This is a genomic window from Spongiactinospora rosea, assembly GCF_003315795.1.
Classification (GTDB): domain Bacteria; phylum Actinomycetota; class Actinomycetes; order Streptosporangiales; family Streptosporangiaceae; genus Spongiactinospora; species Spongiactinospora rosea.
The window spans coordinates 139523-163863 of the sequence record NZ_QMEY01000006.1 but is presented as its reverse complement, the minus strand read 5'-3'; the positions used below and the strand labels follow the sequence as shown (position 1 = coordinate 163863).

The following is a 24341-nucleotide window of genomic DNA, read 5'->3' as shown; positions in this document are numbered from 1 at the left end:
TCGTTCGAACGCCTCACGCCCCGATGGCGGCGCGCAGCAGCGGCAGCGAGCGGCCCAGCGCCCGCTCCCAGTACGGCCAGGTGTGCGTGCCCGGGCCGTAGAAGTCGGTGGTCAGCCTGGCGCCGCCCGCGCGGGCGCGGCGGGCGAACGCCCTGGCCTGGGCCAGCATCGCGCCCTCGTAGTCGGCCGTGGCGCCCGGCGGGTCCAGCGGCCCCGGCTCGCCGTCGCCGCAGGACACGTACACCGTCACCCCGCGCAGCCGGACGGCCAGCTCGGCCGGGTTGTGCTCCTGCCAGACCCGGTGATGCGACGAAAGGCCGCCCCACAGGCCCGCCGGGTCCTCGCCGTTCCGGCCGACCAGCGCGCGCACCGAGGCGCGGTCGCCGGTGGTGTCCAGCACCCCCGAATAGGCCGCCACGGCCTGGAAGAGACCCGGGTGCCTGGCCGCGTAGCCGACCGCGCCCAGCCCGCCCATCGAGAACCCGGCCACCGCCCGCCGCGGCCCCGCCCCGAACTCCCGCTCGATCAGCGGGACCAGCTCCCGGACATGGAACGTCTCCCACGCCGGGCCCTCCAGCCAGTCGGAGTAGAACCCCACCCGGCCGCCCTCGGGCATGACCACGATCATCGGCGCGCCCGCGGTCAGGCGTTCCGCGCCGCCCTCCTCCGCCCAGCTCGCGTGGTCGCTGCGGCAGCAGCCGTGCAGCAGGTACAGCACCGGCCACGGGCCCGATCCCGGCCGCCAGCCCGCGGGCAGCAGTACCCGCACCGAGGCCGTGCGGCCGAGCGCCGGCGAGTGCACGGCGAGATCCAGCCCGCGCTCGCCGGCCTTCACCCGATCGATCACGGTGGGCGCCGCGGGGGCGGCCATGGCCTCGGAAATCTCGGCGGAGGGCTCGCCGGCGCCCAGCTCGTGACGCAGGACCGAGGCGGTCGCGGCGACGGCCAGCAGGGCGGTCACGATGATCAGGGCGATCCGCAGAAACCTCAACGCCGTCTCCTTCGGGCGCGCGGGCTCATGATCGTACCTGCCCGTACGCCGAATTCCACCCCCTGTGAGCGGATCGTCCCGCCATGGGGGCGCGTGCGGGGGCCCAAAAAGCGGCTCTGGCCCATTTATGGCGAATCACTGCCGACATTTACCCGGAACGGGGTTGAAACCTTCTTCCAAGAGTGTTTGGTGTCAAGGTGGGGGGTGATTGCCAATGCTGCTGCGGTTGCGGATTTCGCTGCCGGACCGCCCCGGCGCGCTCGGACAGGTGACCCGGGCGCTCGGGACCATCGGCGCGGACATCCATCAGGTGACGGTGCTCGGCAGGGAGGGCGGCAGGGCGGTGGACGACTTCACCGTCGCCTGGCCCGTCTCCGCCGACGGGCCGGAGGCGGAGCGGAACGAGCCGGTGTGCGCCCATGTGCGCGACCGGCTCAGCGGGCTTCCCGGCGTGTCGGTGGAGGGGGTGTGGATCACGCGGGCCGTGCCGGGGGCGGCTCCGGGATACGACCTGCTCAGGTACGTCGTGGCCGAGCCGGTACGCGCCTACGCCACGCTGGTGGACGCGCTGCCCGACCTGGTGGGGGCCGACTGGGCGGTGACCGTGGCCACCGGGCCGGGGGGCCGGCCCGCGCGATGGTCACGGCTGGTGCACCGCAGTGTGCGCGCGCCCGCCGAGTTCAGCCCGGCGGGGGAGGTGCCGCCCCGGGCCGTGGTGTCCAGTGACGGTGACGTCCGGTTGCTGTGCGTTCCCGTGCAGGACGCCGGGTTGTGCCTGGTCGTGGGCCGTCGCCAGGGCGCGGAGTTCCATCCGGCCGAATTGGACTGCGTGATGCGCCTGGTGGAGGTCGTCGCCATGCTCGCCCCGGCGGGGGAGGCAACCACCGTCGGGTGAGCGCCGGGGCGGGCCGGGCTCAGCGCCGGGGCGGATCGATCCTGCCGCCGTCGTTGGTGAACAGCATCAGGCGGTTGAGGTCGACGCCCACCCGCACGTGCTCCCCGGTCCGCCACACCGGCCGTGAGCCGAGCCGCACGATCAGGTCGGCGCGGCGGTGCGTGCCGCTGGAGGACGCGCCGTTCAGCATGTCCTCCGGCTCGTGCTCGGGCTCGCGTTCGGGGCCGGACAGCAGCCGGCGCATCATCGAGCGGGCCCTGCCCGGCGTGCCGCCGTTGGCCGCCTTGCCGTTCTGCCTGGGGTCGGGCGGCTCGGGCACCGCCACGGCGGGCAGCCCGGCCTCGACGTAGGCCAGCCACTCGTGGCCGTGGTACTCCAGCGTCCGCACCCGCCCCTGGAAGGAGGGGCCGTCGTAGGTCTCGGGGACCGGGGCGAGGGCGTCGGGGCGGATGCCGACGATGATGGTGCCGCCGGTGTGCTGGGACACGGCGTAGGCGCGCGGATCGGTCCACGGCATGGTGATCTGGTGCGGGCCGAAGTCCAGCAGGATGTACTGGTTCTGCGGGGTCCGCACCTGCGGGGCGAGCAGGTTGAGCTGCTGGGAGCTGAGGAAGGCGGCGACGAAGGCGGTGGCCGGGTCGTTGTAGATCTGCCCGGGGGTGCCGACGTCCTGGAGCACGCCGCGGTTCATGATGGCGATCCGGTCGGCCAGGGTCAGCGCCTCCACCTGGTCGTGCGTCACGTAGATGGTGGTGACGCCCAGCGCGCGGACCAGCGAGGAGATCTCCATCCGCAGCTCGGTGCGCATGCCCGCGTCCAGGTTGGACAGGGGCTCGTCCATCAGGAAGAGGGACGGCTGGCGGACGATGGCCCGCCCCATGGCCACCCGCTGCCGCTGCCCGCCGGAGAGCGTTCCAGGACGCCGGTCCAGCGTCTCGTCGATGTGCAGCGCCTTCGACAGTTCGATGACGCGGTCACGAACGAGGGAGGGGTCGGCCTTGGCGATCTCCAGGGGGAAGGAGAGGTTGCCGCGGACCGTGCGGTGCGGGTAGAGCGCGCCGTTCTGGAAGACCATGGCCACGTCGCGGTCGCGCGGCGGGAGGTGGTTGGCCATGCGCCCGTCGATCCACAGGTCGCCGCTGGTGATCTCCTCCAGGCCGGCGATCATCCGTAGCAGCGTCGACTTGCCGCACCCCGAGGGGCCGAGTAGGACCAATAGCTCGCCGTCTTCGGCGCGCAGGTTGAAACGATCGACCGCGAGGACCCCGCCCGGGTAAATCTTGCTCACGTTGTCGAGGACGACCGTACTCATTGGCCTGCTCCGCCCACATCCAAAGAGATCTCTTCAGCCTCCCCACAGTGGGGCCGCTGATCCCAGGGTCGAAAGTCGGGCGCGAGACGCCATCTGTGGCGGTGCTGATTGATGAGGTAGTACATCGCGGCCGAGCGGGCTCTGTCCATACATGGTGGATATTTTCTGCATCCGTGATGATTCCGGGATGGATTTGGGACCGACTAAAATTCTGGCACTGTCATGTCCACGGTACCGTGGGCCTTCTGTGACCATCTGGGCACATCCACTATACCTCCGCTTGACCCGACAAAACCCCTGATCAACGCCGTTGTGGCGGTGACGGTGTGTCGCCAGGGTCTGGAAACGGTTGCGGAAAGTTACCGCAAGACTCTTCAGAAATCTTCACACCGCCTTCACTTTCGTGGTCATGTCCTCCTGCGCGAAGTGTCCCTTACGCCCCTTGCGCGACTGTTGCGCGGGCCGTGCCGGGGGCGGCCCGCTCGGCCGCGCTGAGCAGGCGCTCCGCGCGCGTAAAGTACTCCCCATGAACGGCACCCGGCTCTCCGACATCGCAGCTCAGGCAGGGGTCAGCGAGGCGACGGTGAGCCGGGTCCTCAACGGCAGGCCGGGTGTTTCGGCCACCACCCGCCAGGCCGTGCTCAGCGCGCTCGACCTGATGGGGTACGAGCGCCCGCAGCGGCTGCGCCACCGCGGCAGCGGGCTGGTCGGGCTGGTCACCCCCGAGCTGGACAACCCCATCTTCCCGGCGTTCGCCCAGGCCGTGGAGAGGTCCCTCGTCCAGCACGGCCTCGCGCCCGTGCTCTGCACCCGCCTGCCCGGCGGCGCGCCCGAGGACGAGTTCGCCGACCTCCTGCTCGACCGCGGCGTGAGCGGCATCGTGTTCGTCTCGGGGCCGCACGCCGACACCACCGCGCGTATGGAGCGCTACATACGGCTCGTCGAGCGCGGCACGCCGATCGTCCTGGTGGACGGATACAGCGAAGAGGTCGAGGCCCCCTTCATCTCGCCGGACGACCGGCTGTCGGCGGCCCTCGCCGTGCAGCACCTGGTCGACCTCGGTCACGAGCGGGTCGGGCTGGCCGTGGGGCCACGCAGGTTCGTGCCGGTGATGCGCAAGATCGAGGGGTTCCGGCGGGCCATGTCCCGGCTGCTCGGCGCCATCGACGTCGAGGGCATGATCTCCCATTCGCTGTTCACCGCCGAGGGCGGGCAGGCCGCGGCGGGCGCCCTGCTGGAACGCGGTTGCACGGGCATCGTGTGCGCCAGCGACCTGATGGCGCTCGGCGCGGTACGCGCCTGCCGGGACCGCGGGCTGCGCGTCCCCGGCGACGTCTCGGTGGTCGGCTTCGACGACTCCCCGCTGATCGCCTTCACCGACCCGCCGCTGACCACGATCAGGAAGCCGATCGGCGCGATGGCGGCGGCGGCCGTGGAGACCCTGCTCGAAGGCATCAACGGGGCCCCGCCCAAGCACGCCGAACTCCTCTTCCAGCCCGAACTCGTGGTCCGCGGCTCCACCGGCTCCGGCCCTCTGGTCAACCGCTGAGCCCGCAGACCTCGCAGCCCCCGCGCCTGCGCAGCCGGTAGGCGAGGGTCGCCGCGCCGAGCGCGGCCCCCCACAGCGGCCAGTACGTCATCGGGCTGAGCAGCCAGGAGGCCGGATCGTTCCAGTCGGTCATCGCCACGACGCTGCCCAGCGAGGTCAGCAGCACCGCGCTCATCGCGCCGCCGAGCGTCACCGGCAGGGCGACCGGCACCCTCCGGCCGGCGAGGCCCGGCACCCAGCGCGGCCACACCTCACCCCACCGGTGGATCAGGCCCAAGGTCAGTACGCCGCCGCACGCGGCGACCGTGGCCAGGCCCGCGCCCGCCCACACCAGGCCGCTGCGGTGCAGTTCGGCGATCTCCGCCGCGGACATGCCGATCGGGATGTTCAGCGCCCACGCCCACCTGATCAGGCTGTAGCCGAACGGCACCACGAACCCCGTGTAGGCGGCCCACCTGCCCCACCGGGCGGCCGAGGCGGCCGAACTCCATCCCGTCCGCGCACCGGCGACGCGGCCGCACGCGGCGCACGCCCCCGCGGTGCGCCGCTGGAAGGCCAGCGCCGCGCCCGCCCACAGCAGCGCGCCGAACAGGCAGATGAGCTGGTTGCGCACCGGCCAGGGGAAGGCGGTGGCGAAGTAGTCCACCGGGGGCCAGCCGAACGGCAGGCCGAACAGGCACAGCGGCGCGTACCCAACCGCCATGATGATCCGTACGTCCGCGACCAGCGCGGTCAGCCCGAACGCGGGCACCCAGCACAGCGCGGCCAGCACCACCCTGCCCCACCCTTGTAGCCGTAGGTGGGCGCTCACCACCGCCACCACCGCCCCGGCCAGTCCCAACGCCGCGATCACCGGCCCCGCCGTCACCGCCGTGACTCCACCGAGCAACGACTCCGCCCGCGCGTCCGGCACATCCCCCTCCCCGAACGGGAACCCGCCCCCGCCGCCCGCCCAATAAAGCCCGAGCCCGCCGTACGCCAACGACCACACCGCCGCCGCGTACCCGGCCCACCTGTGCCACGCCAGGGATCGCCCTGCCCGAATATCGATGACCGTCATGGGTTCAACCCTCGCCGCCCCCCACCCCACCGGCCCATCGGCCGACCGGCGTATCCCACCCCCCATCCACCCGCCGTACTCCGCCACCTGGCAGAGGTGGCTTCGGGAGGGGGCGGCCTAAAGTCGTGCGCATGGAACTCATCGGGGTGCTCGCGGCGTGTGCGGCCGCCGCCGTGGCTCTGGCGCCGCGGGTACCCGCGCAGTGGGCGGCGGTGGGCGGGGGTGGGGTGTCTTTGGCGATCACCGTGGCTCATCCGCTCACCGGGCGGCATGACGCCAGCTATGGCCTGATCGCCGAGATGGCGCCATTGCTGCTGCTCACCCTGCTGGCCGTGCGGACCGCGCCGCCGCGTCAGGCGATGCTCGGGGCCGGGCTCACCGGGCTGGCCGCCACGCTGATCCTGGTGCGGGTGCTGTGGCCCGGTGATGACCTGCTGATGGCCGCGGGGGCATGTGCGATGTGGTCGTTCACCGCGGTCGCCGCCGGGGCGGCCGGGCTGTACCTGCGGTCGCTGGACGAGGGCAGGCGGCGTTCGGTCGCCGCGGCGCGGCGGGCCCAGCGGCTGGCGCTCGCCGCCGACCTGCACGACTTCGTGGCCCACGACGTGAGCGGCATGCTGGTGCAGGCGCAGGCCGCCCGCATGGCCCAGGCGACGCTGCCGCCTCCGGTCGCCGACGCGCTGCGGCGCATCGAGGACGGCGCGCAGCGCGCCCTCGCCTCCCTGGACAGGACCGTCCACATGCTGCACGAGGACGGCGAGGCCGCCGGGCGTGCCCTGCCCGGACTGGACGGCCTGGCCCGGCTCGCCGCGGACTACTCCCCGGCCGCCGAGGTCGGCCTGACCATCGAGCCCGGCCTGGCCGGGGAGGTGTCCCGTGAGGTGTCCGCCACGATCTACCGCCTGGTCACCGAGGCCCTGACCAACGCCCGTAGGCATGCCCCCGGCGCGGCCAAGGTGGAGGTCGAGGTGGTGCGGGCGGGCGGCTCGGCGGTGCGGGTCCGGGTCACCGACGACGGCGGCGGCCGTTCGGAGGAGTCCGGGCGCGGCGGCTTCGGCCTGGCCGGGCTGGCCGAACGCGTGTCGGTGCTCGGCGGCTCGTTGTCGGCGGGCCCCGCGCCGGGCGGGTGGCGCGTGGAGGCGGTACTGCCCGCGGGAGGAGGCGCATGACCATCAGGCTGCTGATCGCCGACGACCAGGAGGACGTGCGGATCGGGTTTCGGATGATCCTCGACGCGCAACCCGACATGACCGTGGTGGGGGAGGCCGCCGACGGCACGCGGGCCGTGGAGCTGGCCCGTCACCTGCGGCCCGACGTCGTGCTCGCCGACATCCGCATGCCCGGGCTGGACGGCCTGGAGGTGACCAGGCGGCTCGCCGGGGAGACCCGGGTCATCGTGGTGACGACCTTCGACCTGGACGAGTACGTCCGCACCGCGCTGCGCGACGGGGCCTGCGGCTTCCTGCTGAAACGGTCGGGGCCCGCGCTGCTGGCCGAGGCGATCAGGGCGGCGATGGCGGGCGACACCCTGATCAGCCCGCAGGTGACCGTACGCCTGCTGCGCGAGCTGCGCGACCTCCGGCCGCCCGCGCCGCCCGCCGAACCGCTCACCATCAGGGAGGCGGAGATCGCCCGGCTGGTCGCGCACGGCCGTACCAACCCCGAGATCGCCGCCGAGCTGTCCATCAGCCCCGGCACGGTCAAGACCCATGTGGCCAACGTGCAGCGCAAACTGGGGGCCGCCAACCGGGTGGGCATCGCGGCCTGGGCCTGGGGCTCCGGCCACGCCCATCGGCCGGGGGAATGAGTAGGCCCGTGGCGCCTGGTGAGGCGCCACGGGCCGTCGATCCCATGATCGCGGCACCGGGTCGCGGTGCCGTCATGGCCGCCGGCGGACCGAGGGAGGAAGGGGGCCGCCGACGTCGTCTCGGTGATCTCAGCGCAACGCGGCGGCCTCCACGGCCAGCTTCTCGATGCGCGCGTAGTCGCCGGAGGCCAGCGCGTCCGCGGGGGCCAGCCAGGTGCCGCCGACACAGGCCACGTTCGGCAGCGCCAGGTAGTCGGCGGCGTTGGCCGGGCGGATGCCGCCGGTCGGGCAGAACCGCACGTCCGGCAGCGGCCCGGCCAGGGCCGCGAGATACGGAACGCCGCCCGCCGCCTCGGCGGGGAAGAACTTCATCTCCTTGACCCCGCGCTCGGCCAGCGCGAGCACCTCGGTGGCCGTCGCGGCGCCCGGCAGGAAGGGGACGCCGCTGGCCGCCATCGCGTCGGCCAGCGCGGCCGGGGCGCCGGGGCTGACCAGGAACTTCGCCCCGGCCCGCACCGAGGCGTCAACGTCGGCGGAGGCGCGCACGGTCCCCGCGCCGACCACCGCGCCCGGCACCTCCGCCGCGATGCGGGCGATGGCCGGAAGGGCGGCGGCGGTGCGCAGGGTCACCTCGATGGCCGGCAGGCCCCCCGCGACCAGGGCGCGGGCCAGCGGCGCCGCGGTGTCCACGTCGTCGATCACCACGACGGGCACCACGGGGGCGAGGTCGAGCACGCTCATCCGTTTCTCCTCCAATATCACTAACGTACTATTCTTCCTGATCGCTGGACCAGCCACGCCGCCGCCCCGGTGAGGGCGGGCTGGGCGTCCACGATCAGGCTCGTGGGGATGTCGCGGAGATAGTCGCCGAGCGGCGGCGCGTCCTCGAACCTCGCCCGGAACTCGCTCGCGCGCACCCGTGCCACGATCCGCGGCAGCACCCCGCCGCCCAGGTACACCCCGCCCCGCGCGCCCAGCGTCAGCGCCACATTGCCCGCGAAGCTGCCCAGCAGGGCGCAGAACGTCTCCAGGGTCTCCCCGCACAGCCGGTCGTCGTCGGCCCGCGTGACGATCTCGGCGGCCGGCAGCCGTTCGGCGCGCACGCCGTCCACCAGCGCGAGCCCGTGGTGCAGCCGGGTCAGCCCGGGGCCGGACAGCAGTTCCTCCGCGTCCAGGTAGGTCGCCCCCTCGGCGCGCAGCGCCGCGACCACCGCCGTCTCCCGCTCGGTCACCACCGGCGGGGTCACGTGGCCGCCCTCGCACGCGACCGGCACCCAGCCCTCACCGGCGGGCACCAGCCCGGCCACCCCGAGCCCGGTGCCCGGCCCGAGCACCGCCTTGACCGCCCCCGGCCGCGGGCCGGGCGGCGGCGGGCCGCCCAGCGAGACCAGATCGGCCTCCCCGAGGTGCGGCAGCGAGAGGGCCAGCGCCTCGAAGTCGTTGAGCAGCGTGATGTCCGCAATGCCGACGTCGCGTACCGAACCCGCCCACCCGGCGTTCGTCAGATGGTAGAGGTCGCCGTCCACCGGACCGGCGATGGCGAAGCACGCCGCGCCGGGCGTGAGACCGCCCGCGTGGTGGGCCAGGTAGTCGGCCACCGCCGCGGGCATGCCGTCGTACTCCGCCACCGGCAGCACCGCCACGTGACAGGGATGCCCGCCGGGCTCGGTGACGAGCCCGAAGCGGGCGTTGGTGCCGCCGATGTCGGCCACCAGCCATGGATATGCGAATTCGGTCACAAGCCCTCGCTGTTCACACCGTAGACGCCGTTCATGGCGAAGATACCCGCGCCACGCTCGGCGGGCCCCGCCGTACGGCGGAAGGCGGTGAACAGCTCCCTTCCGGTGCCCGACCACTGCTCATCGGAGGGGGGCGCGCCCTGCGGCGTACGCCGGGCCAGCTCCTCCTGCGGCACCAGCAGTTCGAGCACGCCGCGCGCCGCGTCCAGCCGGATCATGTCGCCGTCGCGCACCAGCGCGATCGGCCCGCCCTTGGCCGCCTCCGGCGACAGGTGGATCGCCGAGGGCACCTTGCCCGAGGCCCCCGACATGCGGCCGTCGGTGACGATGGCCACCCGCCGGCCCCGGTCCAGCAGCACCGCCAGCGGCGGGGTCAGCTTGTGCAGCTCGGGCATGCCGTTGGCGGCCGGGCCCTGGTAGCGGATCACCGCGACGAAGTCCCGATCGTCCAGTTCGCCCGCCTCGAACGCGGCGAGCAGGTCGAGCTGGTCGTCGAAGACCAGCGCCGGGGCCTCCACCACCTGGTGTTCCGGCTTGACGGCCGAGACCTTGCTCACCGCCCGGCCCAGGTTGCCGGAGAGCATGTGGATGCCGCCGTCGGCGGAGAAGGGGTCGGCGACCGGGCGCAGCACGTCCAGATCCTCGCTGCCGCCGGTCTGCTCCTGCCAGAGCAGGGTCCCCTCCTTCAGCTCCGGCGCGCCGCGGTAGTGGCCGAGCCCGCTCCCGGCCACGGTGAGCACGTCCTCGTGCAGCAGCCCGGCGTCCAGCAGCTCGCCGATCAGCACCCGCATGCCGCCCGCGGCCTGGAAGTGGTTCACGTCGGCCTGGCCGTTGGGGTAGATCCGGGTGAGCAGCGGCACCGCCGCCGACAGGGCGGCGAAGTCGTCCCACCGCAGGTCGATCCCGGCCGCCGCGGCGATGGCCACCAGGTGCATCGTGTGGTTGGTGGACCCGCCGGTGGCCAGCAGCGCCACGACCCCGTTGACCACGGCCCGCTCGTCCACCACGTGCCCGACCGGGGTGTACTCCGGGCCGTGCGCGGTCAGCTCGACCGCCCGGCGCCCGGCCGCCTCGGTGAGCGCGTGGCGCAGCTCGGTGTGCGGGTTGACGAACGTCGCGCCCGGCAGGTGCAGGCCCATGACCTCCACGACCACCTGGTTGGAGTTGGCGGTGCCGTAGAAGGTGCAGGTGCCGGGGGAGTGGTAGGACTTCGCCTCGGCCTCCAGCATCTCGCCCCGGCCGATCCTGCCTTCCGCGAACAGCTGCCTGGCCCGGGCCTTGGCCTTGTTGGGCAGGCCGGAGGTCATCGGCCCGGCCGGGACGAACAGGGCGGGCAGGTGCCCGAAGTGCAGCGCGCCGATCAGCAGGCCGGGAACGATCTTGTCGCACACGCCCAGCAGCAGCGCCGCGTCGAACATGTCGTGCGACAGCGCGATCGCCGTGGCCATCGCGATGACCTCGCGGCTGTAAAGGGACAGCTCCATGCCCGCGCGGCCCTGGGTGATGCCGTCGCACATGGCCGGGACGCCGCCGGCGACCTGCGCCACGCCGCCCGCCGCCCGCACCGCGCTCTTCAGCTCGGCGGGGTAGGTCTCGTACGGCTGGTGCGCGGACAGCATGTCGTTGTAGCTGGTCACGATGGCCACGCCGGGCTTGACCGAGCCGCGCAGGGCGGGCTTGTCGGCGGCCGGGCTGGCCGCGAACCCGTGCGCCAGGTTGGCGCAGCCCAGCGCGGTGCGCGCCGGGCCCCGCTCCCTGGCCTCCCGCCCGGCGGCGTCCACCTGCCGCAGGTACGCCGCCCGGCTCGCCCGGCTGCGCTCCCGGATCCTCTCGGTCACCTCTTCGACGATCCGGTTCATGCCGGTTCCTCCTCGTGCCAGGCGCGGCCGCTGCGGCCGAGCAGTTCGTGCGCGGAGGGCGGGCCCGCGCTGCCCGCCGGGTACGGCTCGGGCGGTGTGCCCGCCGAGTCCCAGGTGGCCAGGATCGGGTCGATCCACCGCCAGGCGGCCTCCACCTCGTCCCTGCGCATGAACAGGGTGGGGTTGCCGCCCATCACGTCCATCAGCAGCCGCTCATAGGCGTCGGGCACGCGGGTGCCGAAGGTGCGCGCGAAGCTCAGCCCGAGCGGCACCGGCCGCAGCGTCACCTCGCCCGCGCCCGGCTCCTTGGCCATGATGTGCAGGTCGATGCCCTCGCTCGGCTGCAGCCGCAGCACCAGCCGGTTGGGTGAGCCGCCGGGGAAGATGGAGTGCGGCACGTCCTTGAACTGCACCACGATCTCCGAGCGGCGGCTCGGCAGCCGCTTGCCGGTGCGCAGGTAGAAGGGGACGCCCGCCCAGCGCCAGTTCTTCACCTCGGCCCGGATCGCGGTGAAGGTCTCCACCCGGTAGGAGGCGTCGGTGGGCGGGGAGCGGTCGGGCTCGTCGAGGTAGCCCGGCATGCCGGGGCCCTCGGCGTACTGGCCGCGCACGGTGAACCGGTCCGCCTCCGACCCGCTGATCGGCCGCAGCGACTGGAGGACCTTGAGCTTCTCGTCGCGGATGGACTCGCGGTCGTTGCGCGCCGGCGGCTCCATGGCCACCAGGCACAGCAGTTGCAGCAGGTGGTTCTGCACCATGTCGCGCAGCGCCCCGGCCTGGTCGTAGTAGCCGCGGCGGCCGGGCGTGCCGACCGTCTCGGTGACGCTGATCTGGACGTGGTCGATCCACAGCGAGTTCCAGATCGGCTCGAGGAAGGCGTTGGCGAAGCGCAGCACCAGCAGGTTCTGCACGGTCTCCTTGCCCAGGTAGTGATCGATCCGGTAGATCTGCGACTCGGCGAAGATGGCGCCCACCTCGTCGTTGATCTGCCGGGCGCTGGCCAGGTCGCGGCCGAGCGGCTTTTCCAGCACGACCCGGGAGCGGGGGGTGACCAGGCCCGCCTGCTGCGCCTGGCGGCAGAACGGCCCGAAGGTCATCGGCGGGCTGGCCAGGTAGAAGATCCGGTCGCGGTCCTCGTTCCCGCCGAGCAGGGCGGCCAGGTCCCGCCACCCTTCGTGCAGGTCCCCGTCGTCGCGCACGTCCACCGGTACATGCCGCAGCCGCGCCAGGAAGCGCCGCCACACCTCGGGGTCATCGCCCTCCGGTACGGCCGAGCGGACCTCGGCGTCCACCTTGCCGCGCAGGTCATCGTCGGTCAGGCCGCCGCGGGACAGGGCGATGATCCTGGTCTGCGGCGCCAGGCGGCCGTCGCGGTCGCAGTGATAGAGGGCGGGCAGCAGCTTGCGCATGGACAGGTCGCCGGTGCCGCCGAACACGACGAGGTCCGCGTCATGCGGGGTCGCGCGCTGGGCGGCAGGGGATGGCGAGGGGTTCACGACGGAGGCTCCGATGATCTACCTGGACGGGGACAGATCGGACACTAGCCACATCTTCCGCTCTATACAACCCGAGTTTTGTCATTCGAGATGAATAAGTGGTTACTTCTCATTCCATAAGAGGGTGTGATTCACTTGGTCGATGGCCCGACGATCCGCCGCTCCGCTCGCCTCCAGCGGCGAGGTGCTGCACCTCATCCGGGCCGGTGAGGCCGTCACCCGCGCCGACATCGGCAGGGTGACCGGGCTGTCCCGGCCCGCCGTGGCGCTGCGGGTCAGCGAGCTGCTGGACCGCGGCCTGGTGGTGGAGGACACCGAAGGTCCCTCGACGGGCGGACGCCCGCCCGCCCGGCTGTCGTTCAACGCCCGGGGCGGGGTGGTGCTGGTCGCCTCGCTGGGCGCGGGCCGCACCCAGATCGCCGTCTGCGACCTCGCCGGCACGGCGCTGTCCACGGCGGAGGTGACGATCGACGTGGAGCGGGGGCCGGATGTGGTGCTCCCGCTGCTGATGGACACCTGGGAGAGCCTGCTCGCCGACCTGCCCGCCGCCCAGGTGCGCGGCGTCGGCCTGGGGGTTCCGGCCACGGTGGAGTTCGCCGCGGGCCGTACCGAGAGCGTGCGGGTGATGGCGAGCTGGACCGGCCTGGTGATCCCACCGATCATCGCCGAGCGGTTCCCGGTCCCGGTGTTCGTGGACAACGACGTCAACGTGATCGCCATCGGCGAGCACCACGCGGCCTACCGCGGCGAGGTGGACGACCTGCTGTTCGTCAAGGTCTCCACCCGTATCGGCGCCGGGGTGATCTCCGGCGGCCAGATCATGCGCGGGGCGCTGGGCGCGGCGGGCGAGATCGGGCACATCCCGGTGCGCGACGGCGGGGGAGTGCTGTGCCGGTGCGGCAGCGTCGACTGCCTGGACTCGGTGGCCAGCGCCACCGCGATGCTCCGCGTGCTGCGCGAGCGCGGCCGGCAGGTCTCGGGGCTGGCCGACGTGGTGGCCCTGGTGCGCGCGGGCGACGCGGAGACCATGGCGGTCATCCGCGACGCGGCGCGCAAGCTCGGCGAGGTCGTGGCCAGCGCGGTCAACCTGCTCAACCCGGCCGTGGTGGTGCTCGGCGGCGACCTGGCCGAGACCTTCCAGCCGCTGGTGTCAGGAGTGCGCGAGGTCGTCTACCGCAGGTCCACCGCTCTGGCCACCCGCAACCTGAGGATCGAGCCGAGCAGGCTGGGCCCGGGCGCGGGCGTCACCGGGTGCGCGCTGATGGTGCTGGCCAACATCCTCGCGCCGGAGGCGGTGGACGCCTCGCTGTCGGCCGCGCCCCGGGCCACCGTCTTCTGAGGGCGGCCCGGCCTACGCCTCGGCGTGCTGGATCAGGCAGTGCAGCGCCCGTTCGAGCTCGCGGGCGCTCGCGGCGGGCCGTGACCACGGCAGGCGCAGCAGTTCGGGGTCGTCCAGCCCGGCCCGCACGGTGGCCCCGTACCGATCCAGCTCCCACAGCCACACGTCCGGCGCGGACAGCGCCCCGGCCAGGTGGCGTACGGCCAGCGTGAGCTGTTCGCGGTGGCAGGCGTTGACGTGCTTGATCATCCGCTCGGCGCTCTCGTGGCACGGGTCGGGCGCGGCCGACAGGTAGTCCTCGGCCTCCAGCACCCCCGACTCCGTCCCGGCCAGGTAGATGACCTGCCCGACATCGACCCGGAGCAGGCTCGCCGCCGCGCCCGGCTCCTCCACGGCCTGGAACAGCAGCTCGTCCGGGCAGTGTTCGGCGATGGCGACGGCGGACCGGCGGGCCTCGTGCACCGGGACCGGCTCCAGCCAGCCGCGGACCTTCAGCATGCCGCGCGTGCAGTGCCGGGCGCCCAGGTCGCGGCCGGCGATGAGGTCCACGGTGACCACGGTCTGGGCGGGCAGGGCGGCCAGTGGATGCCCGGGGGTGACCAGCAGAACCGGGCGGCCCTCGGGGTCCACCCCGCCCCTGGCCGGTACGGCCGGGCGCGGCGACGACACCACCGAGACATGGGTCGGCGCGGCCCCCGCGGCGAGCGTGCGGACGCGTTCGGGGATGGGCGGTGCTGCCACGGGTCGCTGCACGACCGTTCTCCTTCGCCTCGATGCTGACGACACTGCTAAGGTAAGGCTTACCTAATTAAGGTTTACCTAAGCACAGTGAGGTGATCGTGCGCTACACCGGACCCAAAGTGAGGTTGTCCCGCCGCGCGGGCGTACCGCTGACCAGGAAGGCGGTGCGCTACTTCGAGGACCGTCCCTACCCGCCGGGCGAGCACGGCCGCAAGACCAGCCGCCGCAACACCGGCGACTACGGACTGCGCCTGATGGAGAAGCAGAAACTCCGGTGGTACTACGACATCTCGGAGAAGCAGATGCGCAGATACTGGGAGGCCGCGCAGCGCAAGCCGGGCAGATCGGGCGCCGAGCTGGTGGCGTTGCTGGAGTCGCGGCTGGCGTCCCTGGTGCTGCGCGCCGGGTTCGCCCCGTCGATCTACGCCGCGCGGCAGTACATCACGCACGGCCATATCACGGTCGACGGCCGCAAGGTGGACATCCCCAGCTACCTCGTCAAGCCCGGCCAGGTCATCGGCGTCCGGCCGCGCTCGCGGGGCATGCAGCCGTTCGTGGCGGCGGCCGAGGGCGTGCACGCCGACGAGGTGAGCGCCCCCTACCTGGCCGTGGACCACGGTGAGCTGCGCTTCACGCTGCTCAGCAGGCCCGAGCGGGAGCAGGTGCGCATCCCGGTGGACGAGCGGCTGGTCGTGGAGCACTACTCCCGCTGAGCGCCCGCGCTCTCCCTGCCCGGTACGGCCTCGCGGAGCACCGCCAGCTCGGCGCGGACGGCGGCCAGCTCCGCGAGCACCGTCCGGCCGAGGCGGTCGTCGTCATCGTCGTCGTCGTCCATCGCCCGCACGACCACCGCGATGAACAGGTTGAGCACCACGAACGTGCAGGTCAGCATGAACACCACGAAGAAGATCCAGGCCGAGGGGTGCCGGGCCATGACCTCCCTGGTGATGTCGGACCAGGCGTCGCCGGTCATCATCTGGAACAGCGTGAACAGCGAGGTCGGCAGCGAGCCGAAGTACTCGGGGGCGGTCGCGCCGTACAGCTTGGTGCTCATCACCGCCGCCACGTAGAGCACCAGCGACAGCAGCGCCACGATCGAGGTCATCCCCGGCACCGCGGTCAGCAGCGCTGACACCACCCGGCACAGGCTCGGCACCGTCGAGATCAGCCGGAGCGCGCGCAGCACCCGGAGGGCGCGCAGCACCGAAAGACCGCCCGCCGTGGGCAGCAGCGAGACCCCCACGATCGCGGTGTCGAACAGGTTCCACGGATCGCGGAAGAAGGCCCGGCCCTGGGCGTACAGCTTGGCCAGCAGCTCGGCCACGAACAGGTAGAGGGCCACGTGGTCGACCAAGGCGAGCACCGGCCCGTACGCGTGGACCACGGACGGCGAGGTCTCCAGCCCCAGCGTCGCGGCGTTGACCACGATCACCGCCGTGATGAACCGCTGGAACCCGGTCGACTCGACGGTCGCGCGGACACGCTCCCGCATGTGCTGAAACTCCCCCTCATCGCGGCAGACACGGCATCAAGAGCTTAAAGGATCTTTCCCGCGTACCTGTCGAATCGGTTGGTTCCCCGCCCACCGGCCGCACAGAAAGCTCCCAGAATCGCTGCGGAATCGCTCAGCACCGTCGTGCAGCCTGGTCACCGGTGACCCAGAGCGGTCATAGTCTGACAAAACAGCGGATGGGCGGCAGGATGGCGGGTGACCAGGCGGTGACGGGACATATCACCGGGGCGGGCGAGCGGCTGCTCGTGGTGGACGACGAGCCGACCGTCCGCGAACTGCTCTCGGCGACCCTGCGGTTCGCCGGCTTCACGGTGTCCTCGGCCGCGACCGGAGAGCAGGCCGTCCACGCGGCCCGCGAAGATCCCCCCGACCTGGTGCTGCTCGACGTGATGCTGCCCGACATGGACGGCTTCGAGGTCGTCAGGCGGCTGCGCACGGTCGCCGGCCGCGGCGCGCGAGGCCAGGTCCCCGTACTGTTCCTGACCGCCCGCGACTCCCCGGCCGACAAGATCAACGGTCTGACGCTCGGCGGCGACGACTACGTCACCAAGCCCTTCGACCTGGAGGAGCTGATCGCCCGCATCCGCGCCGTGCTGCGGCGCACCGGCGGCGGGCGGCCGGACGGTGTCCTGGTGGTCGCCGACCTCGAAGTCGACGCCGAGGGCCACCAGGCGCTGCGGGCCGGCGAGCCGGTCCGGCTGTCCCCGACGGAGTTCCGGCTGCTGCACTACCTCGCGCTCAACGCGGGACGGGTGATGTCCAAGGCCCAGATCCTGGAGCACGTCTGGCACTACGACTTCAACGGCGACGCCAGCATCGTGGACACCTACATCAGCTACCTGCGCCGCAAGATCGACGGCGGGGAACCGAAGCTGATCCACACCGTGCACGGCGTCGGCTACGTGCTGCGCCGCCCCCGATAGGAGGGCCCGCCCATGAGGGCCAGGATCTCGCTGCGGGCGCGGCTGCTGGCGATCGCGATGGGCCTGCTGCTGGTAGGACTCGCGGTCAGTTCGGCCGTGGTGGTCAGCATCCTCAAGTCGCACCTGGTCGGCCGGGTGGACCAGCAGATGCGCCCGCTGGCGCAGTTGTTCGCCCGGCTCTCGCCCGGGCTGCTGCCATCGGCCGGGCCGGGTGAGGCGATGCGCGCGATGCGGACCCTGGCCGGTGAGTTGGACCTGCTGGACGGCGTTTACGCGGCCTACCTGAGCCCCGCAGGGACCGTGGAGCGGGCCGGTTGGCGGACCACCCCGCCCGCCGACGGCCTGCCCGCGCTGCCCAGGCTGGACGCGGCGGCCGTGACCGCGCTCGGCGGCGAGCCGTTCGCCGTGACGGGCGGCGACGGCGAGACCGTCTGGCGGGTGATCGCGCTGCCCCGGGTCGCCGGGCAACTCCCGGAAGGGGCCGCGCCCCCCGAACCGGGCACCGGCATCGTGCTGGCCGCGTCGCTCAGCGGGGTGGAGTCCACCGTGGCCCGGCTGACCGCCGTGTGCGCGCTGACCGGCCTCGCGCTGCTCGCCGTGCTCACCGCCGCGGGCTGGTACGCGATCCGGGCCGGACTCGCCCCGCTGCGCCGGATCGAGGAGACCGCCGCGGCCATCGCCGCCGGAGACCTCAGCCGGCGCGTGCCGGAGAGCGTGCCGCCGCGCACCGAGGTGGGGCGGCTGTCCACCGCCCTGAACGGCATGCTCGGCCAGATCGAGCGGGCGTTCGCGGCCAGGGAGGAGTCCCAGGCGCGGATGCGCCGGTTCGTCGCCGCCGTCAGCCACGAGCTGCGCACCCCGCTGTTCGGCATCAGGGGGTTCTCCGAGCTGTACCGGATGGGCGGCCTGACCGGCCCGCGGGACGTGGACACCGCCATGGCCCGCATCCACGGCGAGTCGGGCCGCCTGGCCGCCCTGGTCGAGGACCTGCTGCTGCTCGCCCGGCTGGACGAGGGCGACACCGCCCTCCCGATGGACCTGGCCCCGATGGACCTGCGCACCCTGGCCGCCGACGCCCGGCACGACCTGCGCGCGCTCGATCCCTCCCGCCCGGTCCGGCTGACCGGGGTGGACCCCCGCACCGCCCCGGCCAGCGCCCCCGTGCTCGGTGATGAGGCCAGGCTCCGCCAGGTGATGGCCAACCTGGTGGGCAACGCGGTGGCGCACACCCCCGCGGGCACCGCCGTGCGCATCGGGGTCGGGACGCGCGGCGGCGAGGCACTGCTGGTCATCGAGGACGAGGGCCCCGGACTGACCGCCGAGCAGGCCGCCCGCGTCTTCGACCGCTTCTACCGGGTGGACGGCTCCCGGGGCCGCGAGCGGGGCGGCGGGGCCGGGCTCGGCCTGGCCATCGCCCGCTCGATCGTGGCCGCCCACGGCGGCCGCATCACCCTGAGCACGGCCCCGGGCAAGGGCGCGGCCTTCACCGTCGCGCTGCCGCGCGACTGACCCCCGTGCGAGGAGGGACGCTCGGGCAAAAGATGATCAGATTCGGTGCGGCGGTCGCGCGAACCTCGCCGAGTTCACTAGCGTGGCCGCCATGACCGCACCGGCCAAGGCGCCATCCACGCCTTCATCTCCCGACCGGTCCGCGCATTGGCTGCCTGTGCGGCCGAGGCTCATCCTGGCGAGTGCCTTCATGCTCTTCCTGGAGCTGGCACTGATCAGGTGGACCGGCTCCAACATCGTCCATCTCAGCTACTTCACCAACTTCGTGCTGCTCGGCTCATTCCTCGGGATCGGGCTCGGGTTCCTCCGAGTGGGCAGGACCAAGCGCCTGCCGTACTACTCGCCGATCACGCTCGCCGCCCTGGTGCTGATCATCCTGCTGTTCCCGGTCACCGTGGACCGCAACACCGAGGGCGTCCTGTACTGGACCAGCCTCGGCACCACCGGCCCGCCGCCGTGGCTGATCCTGCCGGTGATCTTCTGCGCCGCCGCCGTCATCCTGATGGGGCCCGCCGAGCTCGTCGGGCGGTGCTTCCCCGAGCTGACCAGGCTGGAGGCCTACCGCTACGACCTGATCGGCAGCCTCACCGGCATCGCGCTGTTCACCGCGCTGTCCTTCCTCTCCGCGCCGCCCGTGGTGTGGGGCACGATCGCCGCCGTGGCCTACGCCGCGCTGCTGTGGCCGCCCGGCCTGCCCGGCAAGGTCCTGGTCGTGCTGCCGTCGCTGATCGTGGTGGGCGCGCTCGCCTCCGAGACCCTGACCGCGGGCGCGCTGTGGTCGCCGTACTACAAGGTGACCACCAAGCCCAGCGACTACGGCGGCACCCCCGTGACCGACATCCAGGTCAACGGCATCCCGCACCAGCAGGCCGTGCCCGCCGCGCGGCGGCTGGAGCTGGAGCGCCAGTACGCCCTGCCCTACGAACGCCAGGCCAAGCGGTCCCTGGACGACGTGCTGATCGTGGGCGCGGGCAGCGGCACCGACGTGGCCATCGCGCTGAGCAAGGGCGCCGAGCACGTCGACGCGGTGGAGATCGACCCGCAACTGCGCGGGCTCGGCGACCGCCACCCCGACCGGCCGTACGCCGACCCCCGGGTCACCACCCACGTCACTGACGGGCGGGCCTACCTGGAGCAGACCGGCAAGAAGTACGACCTGATCCTGTTCGCGCTGCCCGACTCGCTCACCCTCGTCTCCGGGGCCAGCTCGCTGCGGCTGGAGAGCTACCTGTTCACCCAGGAGGCCATGCGGGCCGCGCAGGCCCACCTCAAGCCGGGCGGCACGTTCTCCATGTACAACTACTACCGCGAACGCTGGCTGGTCGACCGGCTCGCGTCCACCATGCAGGCCGCCTTCGGCCACAAACCGTGCGTGGACGTGGTGACCGAGGCCGGGCAGCAGGCGGTGATCACCGCGGGGGTCACCCGCGAGGCGCAGCTCTGCGGGCCCGCCGAGTGGGCCGGAGCGGCCCCCGGCACGCCGGAGCCGAGCCCCGACGACCGGCCCTTCCTCTACCTGAAGGACCGCACGATCCCGCCGATCTACATCATCACGCTCTCGCTCATCCTCATCGTCAGCCTGCTGGCCGTGCGCGTGGTGGCCGGCCCCTACGAGCGGATGCGCCCCTACGGCGACCTGTTCCTGCTCGGCGTCGGCTTCCTGCTGCTTGAGACCAAGAGCGTGACCGGGTTCGCGCTGCTGTTCGGCACCACCTGGGTGGTCAACGCGATCGTCTTCGCCGGCGTGCTGGTGGCGGTCCTGGCCGCGGTGGAGGTGACGCGGCGCTTCCGCATGCCGCCGCTGCCCGTGATGTACGGCGTGCTCGCCGCCGGACTGCTGCTGGCCTGGCTCGTCCCCAACGCCTGGCTGCTCGGCCTGCCCGTCCCGGTGCGCGCGGTGGCCGCCGTCGCGGTCGCCTTCCTGCCGATCTTCGCGGCCAACGTGGTGTTCGCCAAGCGGTTCGCCGACAGCCCCGACAGCACGACGTCCTTCGGGGCCAACCTGCTGGGGGCGATGGTGGGCGGCTGCCTGGAGTACTTCGCGCTGCTGGTCGGCTACCGGGGGCTGCTGATCATCGCGGCGGTGGTGTACGTGGGGGCGTTCGTGCTGCTGCCCAGGGCGGGCAAGAGCGTGTCCGCCGCCTCCTGAGCCACTGCGACACGGTACGGCCCCGTGCGTCCCGCACGGGGCCGCCTGTTCGTCGACCGAGGCCGGGTCTCAGCCGGTGGGGTCGTCGTACCACTGAGGTGTGGCGGCCTTCAGCGGGTCGGGCGCCGGGCCGGCCTCGGGGCCGGGGATGACGTAGAGGTCGACCGTGTCGGAGCTGTGGGCGCGGGATCCGTCGACGACCCAGGCGTCCTTGACACGGGTGGCGGGAACCGGCTGGTCGAAGAAGCCGCCGGGTGGGAGGGACCACAGCAGGCGATAGCCGACCTTCAGTCCGCGCCGGTGCGCTTCGGCGCGTACCGCCTCGACCGTCTTGCCGTGCGACGTGTAGCCCTCCAGGGACTCCTCCCCCGAGGGATTGTAAAGACGGTCGTCCGCGTAGGGCTCGCCCGGCCTGGCGGGGCGACCGACCCCGAAGACGACCCGGCCGGGGAAGTCCGAGGGCATCCAGACCTTGCCGCAGAACGCCGAGGCGCAAGGTCTCACGGCCTGCACCCCGATGCTTCCGTGCCAGGTGAAGCCCCCCGGCACGATCGGGCCGATCAGCTTGCCGACCTCGTCCGGCGCCATCGGGACGACCTTCACCGTGACGTTCAGCCCGACCGCGCCGAACGCCTCCTCGAAGCGCCGGCGATCGGCGGTGGGGTCGGTGATGGTCACCGCGAAATGGTCGCCGGACCTGTTGATGGAGACCGCCGCGTTGGCGTACTGGGTCGCCGGGCCGCCGGAAGGCAGGCCGACGCCGATCGCGGCGGCCACGGCCGCAACGGTGACCGCCACGGCCAGAGCGGGCAGGCGGAGACGCCGCAGTCCGAGTGCTCCGCCTCCCGGCAGCCGGCGGCGCGAGACCGGCGTGGCCGTGATCGCGGCGCGTAGCTCGCGCGCGCCCGGCCCCTGCTCCGGCGCGTGCGGGGCGAGATCGAGGGCTCTCACCAGGTTGTCGATGTCGCTCATGCTTCCCCCATCGAGATCGTCGAGAACGCCGGTCGCCCCAGCCTCGCCGCCAGCCGCTTGCGCGCCCGATGGAGCCGGGTCCGGGCGGCGATCGCGGTACATCCAAGGACCTTGGCGATCTGCTCGCTGGTCAGCCTCTCCCAGCAGGCCAGTGCCAGTACCTCGCGGTCACGCTCGGGCAGCTCGTCGAAGGCGGCGCGAACGTGCTCCAGGTCGGCCGGTGTGACCGGGCGGCTGGCGGCGAGTTCATCACGCAGGCGGTCGGCGAGCACGGCTCTGCGTGAGGCGCCGCGTAGCTGGTTGGCCAGGACCCGGCGGGCCACACCGTACAACCACAGCAGCGCCCGCTCTCCGTCGGGCACATCGTCGATGCGCCGCCAGGCGGTGAGGAACGTCTCGGAGATGACGTCGGCGGTGTCATCGGCTGAACCGGCACGGCGGGCGGCGTACTGATGTACGGCCGGGTAGTACGCGTCGTAGATCGCCTCGAAGCGATCTTGGTGTGTCACAAAGTCTCCTTGCGAAGAGTGCCGGACACCTTGGTAAGTGTCCGGCACTCCAGCGGGCTGTTGCAGATGACGCTCAGAAGTTCGGGCTACTCGCGTCAGTCGCGTTGTGCGGGCAGTTCGGGGCGGTCGTCGGTCCAGCCGATCGCCTCGAACGAGGTGGAGAGGCGCAGTTCCGCCTGCCGCCCGTTCGCGAGCTCGGTGGTGTTCGTCCTGACCTCGGCGAGGAGCAGGCCGGTGCCGGGATCGACCACGAGTTGGACCCGGGTGAACAGGCCCGGCTCGATCTCCTCCTGATAGGTGAGCGTCTGCCCGCGCCGGCCCAGCGGATCGGCCGTCTCCCCCTCGGCCCGTATGGCGGGCAGAGACGCGAGGATCCGGTACGCGGCCGCCCGGACCTCGGGCGAGGCCGGCAGGTCGCTGATGACGCCCACACAGTCCCGCAGCAGGATGTTCGCCCTGGCCTCCTGCGCGTCCATCCCGGATCCGGTCAGGTCCAGCCGGGCGATGCGCTCTTCCAGGTAGCTCCGGAGCCCGCCGGGGTCGCTCGGGATCGCGCGTACCTTCTCCCAGGTCATGTCCTCTCCTGCCAGGTCACCGGCCGAGCCCTGCCATTTGCCGCTGAGTCGTTCGGCGGTTCGCTCACCCGGCGCCGCCTCCAGCAGCCCCCCGTACGGGACGGAGAACAGGTTCTCCGTCTTCATGTCCTCGGGGTATCGCCAACTGGTGGGCGCCCCGGCGGCCCGCCAGGCCGCCTCGTCCTGGGGGGTCGCGGGCTTGATGCCGAGATCCTGCCAGATGCGCCAGTACTTCAGATCCGGCCGCTTCGCCCGCCACAGCTCATGGGACCGGCCGCCTTCGAGCACATAGCTGCGCGTGGGGTCGGTCAGCATCCACCGGTGGACGGTCGCGGTACGCCAGTAGTCGCCGCTCGCGGGGGCCTTCTCCACGGCGACGGCGGCGGCGAGCAGGATCTGCCGGGCGGTCGGTCCGGCCGTCGCGGACGCCGACGTACCGGGCCGAGGTGAGATGGAGATCGTGCCGCCGGACAGCATCACCGGGGCGATGACCGCCACCGCGGCGGCGGCCGCGGCCAGGCCGAGCAGGGCGCGGCCACGGGGGGGCAGGAGCCGCCGCCGGGCCGGAGCCCGCTCCAGCGCGACGATCTCCGCCAGCAGCGCGTCCGCCCCCGCGGTGGACGCCCGGCCGGCCAGGTCCTCGTCCAGCACTCGCGCCCGGTCCTTGAAGATCTGGTCGTTGTTCACCCTGACTCCTTCTCGACGAGCGGCCGTGACGCGAAGCCGGCGGCTGATGGGCGGATCTTCTCCAGAGCCTTGGCGAAGCGCTTGCGGGCCCGGTGCAGGCGGATACGGGCGGCGTTGCGCGAACAGCCCAGCACCGTGGCGATCTCGCCGGGGTCGAGCCCCTCCCAGAGGGTCAGTGCCAGCAGTTCGCGATCGCTGTCGGCGAGCATGTCCATCGCCTCACCCACGACGTCCTGCTCACCGCGGTGGGCGGGGGCGGCATGGAGGTGTTGGATCTCGTCGGTGAGCTCGGCATGCCGGGTGAGCCTGCGCCGCTCGCCACGACGGTGGTTGGCAAGGACCCGACGGGCCACGCCGTACAGCCAGAGCCTGCCGGCCTCGCCGTCGGGAAGCTCGGTCATCCGCCGCCAGGCGATCACATAGGTCTCGGCCACGACGTCGGCGGCGTCCTCGGGAGAGGAACACCGCCGCACGGCGTATCCGAGGATCTGCTCATAGGTCCGCCGGTACACCGCCTCGAACCGGGACCGATCATCTTGTTCACTCACGCGTCATCCTCGTCAGGCCTTCCGAACGCTGCGGGCTTTCAATCCCTACGTGTCCGCGGCCGACGGCAGAATTTCAGGCCGGGCGTGAACGGCCGATGGAAGACCGCGCTCCGCGTGAGCGGGTGCTGTGGAGGCTGCTGTACGAGGGGCGGCGCCATCGAGTACGCG

General features: G+C 72.6%; 22 protein-coding genes. 9 read left to right on the top strand and 13 right to left on the bottom strand.

The window, feature by feature from the left end; all coding sequences use genetic code 11:
• Positions 1–13 precede the first annotated feature (13 nt).
• A complete protein-coding gene (locus DP939_RS16935) occupies positions 14–991 on the bottom strand; it encodes an alpha/beta hydrolase (protein WP_113981670.1) in 978 nt (325 codons plus the stop codon).
• A 214-nt stretch (positions 992–1205) separates the two neighbouring features.
• Between DP939_RS16935 and DP939_RS16930 the strand changes: the two genes are divergently transcribed.
• A complete protein-coding gene (locus DP939_RS16930) occupies positions 1206–1886 on the top strand; it encodes an ACT domain-containing protein (protein ID WP_113981669.1) in 681 nt (226 codons plus the stop codon).
• A gap of 19 nt (positions 1887–1905) precedes the next feature.
• On the opposite strand, the gene DP939_RS16925 is transcribed toward DP939_RS16930, so the two are convergent.
• The gene (locus tag DP939_RS16925) at positions 1906–3198 is read right to left on the bottom strand and encodes an ABC transporter ATP-binding protein (protein ID WP_113981668.1); all 1293 of its coding nucleotides are present in this window, start codon (positions 3196–3198) and stop codon (positions 1906–1908) included.
• A 526-nt stretch (positions 3199–3724) separates the two neighbouring features.
• Here DP939_RS16925 and DP939_RS16920 point away from each other — a divergent pair.
• Positions 3725–4747: a LacI family DNA-binding transcriptional regulator gene (locus DP939_RS16920; RefSeq protein WP_225878299.1), complete on the top strand. Its 1023-nt coding sequence runs from the start codon at positions 3725–3727 to the stop codon at positions 4745–4747.
• Here the strand turns inward: DP939_RS16920 and DP939_RS16915 are convergent.
• Positions 4737–5807 (bottom strand): hypothetical protein, encoded by a 1071-nt coding sequence (locus tag DP939_RS16915; RefSeq protein WP_147268025.1) that lies wholly within the window; start codon positions 5805–5807, stop codon positions 4737–4739. The two genes, DP939_RS16920 and DP939_RS16915, sit on opposite strands and share 11 nt — an antisense overlap.
• A 131-nt stretch (positions 5808–5938) precedes the next feature.
• On the opposite strand from DP939_RS16915, the gene DP939_RS16910 reads away from it, so the two are divergent.
• Together DP939_RS16910 and DP939_RS16905 are read left to right on the top strand one after the other, a co-directional pair.
• Positions 5939–6976 carry a sensor histidine kinase gene (locus tag DP939_RS16910; protein WP_113981666.1) on the top strand — a complete coding sequence of 346 codons (1038 nt, stop codon included), beginning with the start codon at positions 5939–5941 and terminating at the stop codon, positions 6974–6976.
• Positions 6973–7614, top strand: coding sequence for a response regulator (locus DP939_RS16905; protein ID WP_113981665.1), 642 nt, complete (start codon positions 6973–6975; stop codon positions 7612–7614). Before DP939_RS16910 ends, DP939_RS16905 begins: the two co-directional genes overlap by 4 nt.
• A 129-nt stretch (positions 7615–7743) precedes the next feature.
• On the opposite strand, the gene eda is transcribed toward DP939_RS16905, so the two are convergent.
• The 4 genes from eda to zwf are packed head-to-tail and all read right to left on the bottom strand — an operon-like array spanning position 7744 to position 12621.
• Positions 7744–8355: a bifunctional 4-hydroxy-2-oxoglutarate aldolase/2-dehydro-3-deoxy-phosphogluconate aldolase gene (eda, locus tag DP939_RS16900; protein WP_113981664.1), complete on the bottom strand. Its 612-nt coding sequence runs from the start codon at positions 8353–8355 to the stop codon at positions 7744–7746.
• A 20-nt stretch (positions 8356–8375) separates the two neighbouring features.
• Positions 8376–9353: a glucokinase gene (glk, locus tag DP939_RS16895; protein ID WP_113981663.1), complete on the bottom strand. Its 978-nt coding sequence runs from the start codon at positions 9351–9353 to the stop codon at positions 8376–8378.
• Complete coding sequence (gene edd, locus DP939_RS16890) at positions 9350–11212, bottom strand: phosphogluconate dehydratase (RefSeq protein WP_113981662.1); 1863 nt, start codon at positions 11210–11212, stop codon at positions 9350–9352. The genes glk and edd overlap by 4 nt, the downstream gene beginning before the upstream one ends.
• Positions 11209–12621, bottom strand: a complete 1413-nt coding sequence (gene zwf / locus DP939_RS16885) for a glucose-6-phosphate dehydrogenase (protein ID WP_404828594.1) — start codon at positions 12619–12621, stop codon at positions 11209–11211. The genes edd and zwf overlap by 4 nt, the downstream gene beginning before the upstream one ends.
• Before the next feature lie 229 nt (positions 12622–12850).
• On the opposite strand from zwf, the gene DP939_RS16880 reads away from it, so the two are divergent.
• The gene (locus tag DP939_RS16880) at positions 12851–14047 is read left to right on the top strand and encodes an ROK family transcriptional regulator (protein ID WP_113981660.1); all 1197 of its coding nucleotides are present in this window, start codon (positions 12851–12853) and stop codon (positions 14045–14047) included.
• 12 nt (positions 14048–14059) lie between these two features.
• Here DP939_RS16880 and DP939_RS16875 read toward each other — a convergent pair whose 3' ends face one another.
• The gene (locus DP939_RS16875) at positions 14060–14800 is read right to left on the bottom strand and encodes a DUF2470 domain-containing protein (RefSeq protein WP_113981659.1); all 741 of its coding nucleotides are present in this window, start codon (positions 14798–14800) and stop codon (positions 14060–14062) included.
• Positions 14801–14886: 86 nt separating this feature from the next.
• Between DP939_RS16875 and rpsD the strand changes: the two genes are divergently transcribed.
• Entirely contained in the window at positions 14887–15501 is a 615-nt protein-coding gene (gene rpsD, locus DP939_RS16870) for a 30S ribosomal protein S4 (protein ID WP_113981871.1), read from the top strand.
• On the opposite strand, the gene DP939_RS16865 is transcribed toward rpsD, so the two are convergent.
• Positions 15489–16280, bottom strand: coding sequence for an ion transporter (locus DP939_RS16865; protein WP_113981658.1), 792 nt, complete (start codon positions 16278–16280; stop codon positions 15489–15491). The two genes, rpsD and DP939_RS16865, sit on opposite strands and share 13 nt — an antisense overlap.
• Before the next feature lie 197 nt (positions 16281–16477).
• Here DP939_RS16865 and DP939_RS16860 point away from each other — a divergent pair, with 197 nt between their 5' ends.
• The 3 genes from DP939_RS16860 (at position 16478) to DP939_RS16850 (ending at position 20882) form a co-directional block, all read left to right on the top strand.
• Positions 16478–17224 carry a response regulator transcription factor gene (locus DP939_RS16860; RefSeq protein WP_199565208.1) on the top strand — a complete coding sequence of 249 codons (747 nt, stop codon included), beginning with the start codon at positions 16478–16480 and terminating at the stop codon, positions 17222–17224.
• Between the two features lie 12 nt (positions 17225–17236).
• Positions 17237–18733, top strand: coding sequence for a sensor histidine kinase (locus tag DP939_RS16855; protein ID WP_113981656.1), 1497 nt, complete (start codon positions 17237–17239; stop codon positions 18731–18733).
• A 190-nt stretch (positions 18734–18923) separates the two neighbouring features.
• Positions 18924–20882, top strand: coding sequence for a spermine/spermidine synthase domain-containing protein (locus DP939_RS16850; protein WP_225878298.1), 1959 nt, complete (start codon positions 18924–18926; stop codon positions 20880–20882).
• Between the two features lie 69 nt (positions 20883–20951).
• Here the strand turns inward: DP939_RS16850 and DP939_RS16845 are convergent, their stop codons facing one another.
• From DP939_RS16845 to DP939_RS16830, 4 genes are all read right to left on the bottom strand, one after another.
• Entirely contained in the window at positions 20952–21854 is a 903-nt protein-coding gene (locus tag DP939_RS16845) for a hypothetical protein (RefSeq protein WP_113981655.1), read from the bottom strand.
• Positions 21851–22363: an RNA polymerase sigma factor gene (locus DP939_RS16840; RefSeq protein WP_113981654.1), complete on the bottom strand. Its 513-nt coding sequence runs from the start codon at positions 22361–22363 to the stop codon at positions 21851–21853. Before DP939_RS16840 ends, DP939_RS16845 begins: the two co-directional genes overlap by 4 nt.
• 95 nt (positions 22364–22458) lie before the next feature.
• Complete coding sequence (locus tag DP939_RS16835) at positions 22459–23625, bottom strand: CU044_5270 family protein (protein WP_113981653.1); 1167 nt, start codon at positions 23623–23625, stop codon at positions 22459–22461.
• Complete coding sequence (locus DP939_RS16830; RefSeq protein WP_113981652.1) at positions 23622–24173, bottom strand: RNA polymerase sigma factor; 552 nt, start codon at positions 24171–24173, stop codon at positions 23622–23624. The genes DP939_RS16835 and DP939_RS16830 overlap by 4 nt, the downstream gene beginning before the upstream one ends.
• Positions 24174–24341: the final 168 nt, after the last annotated feature.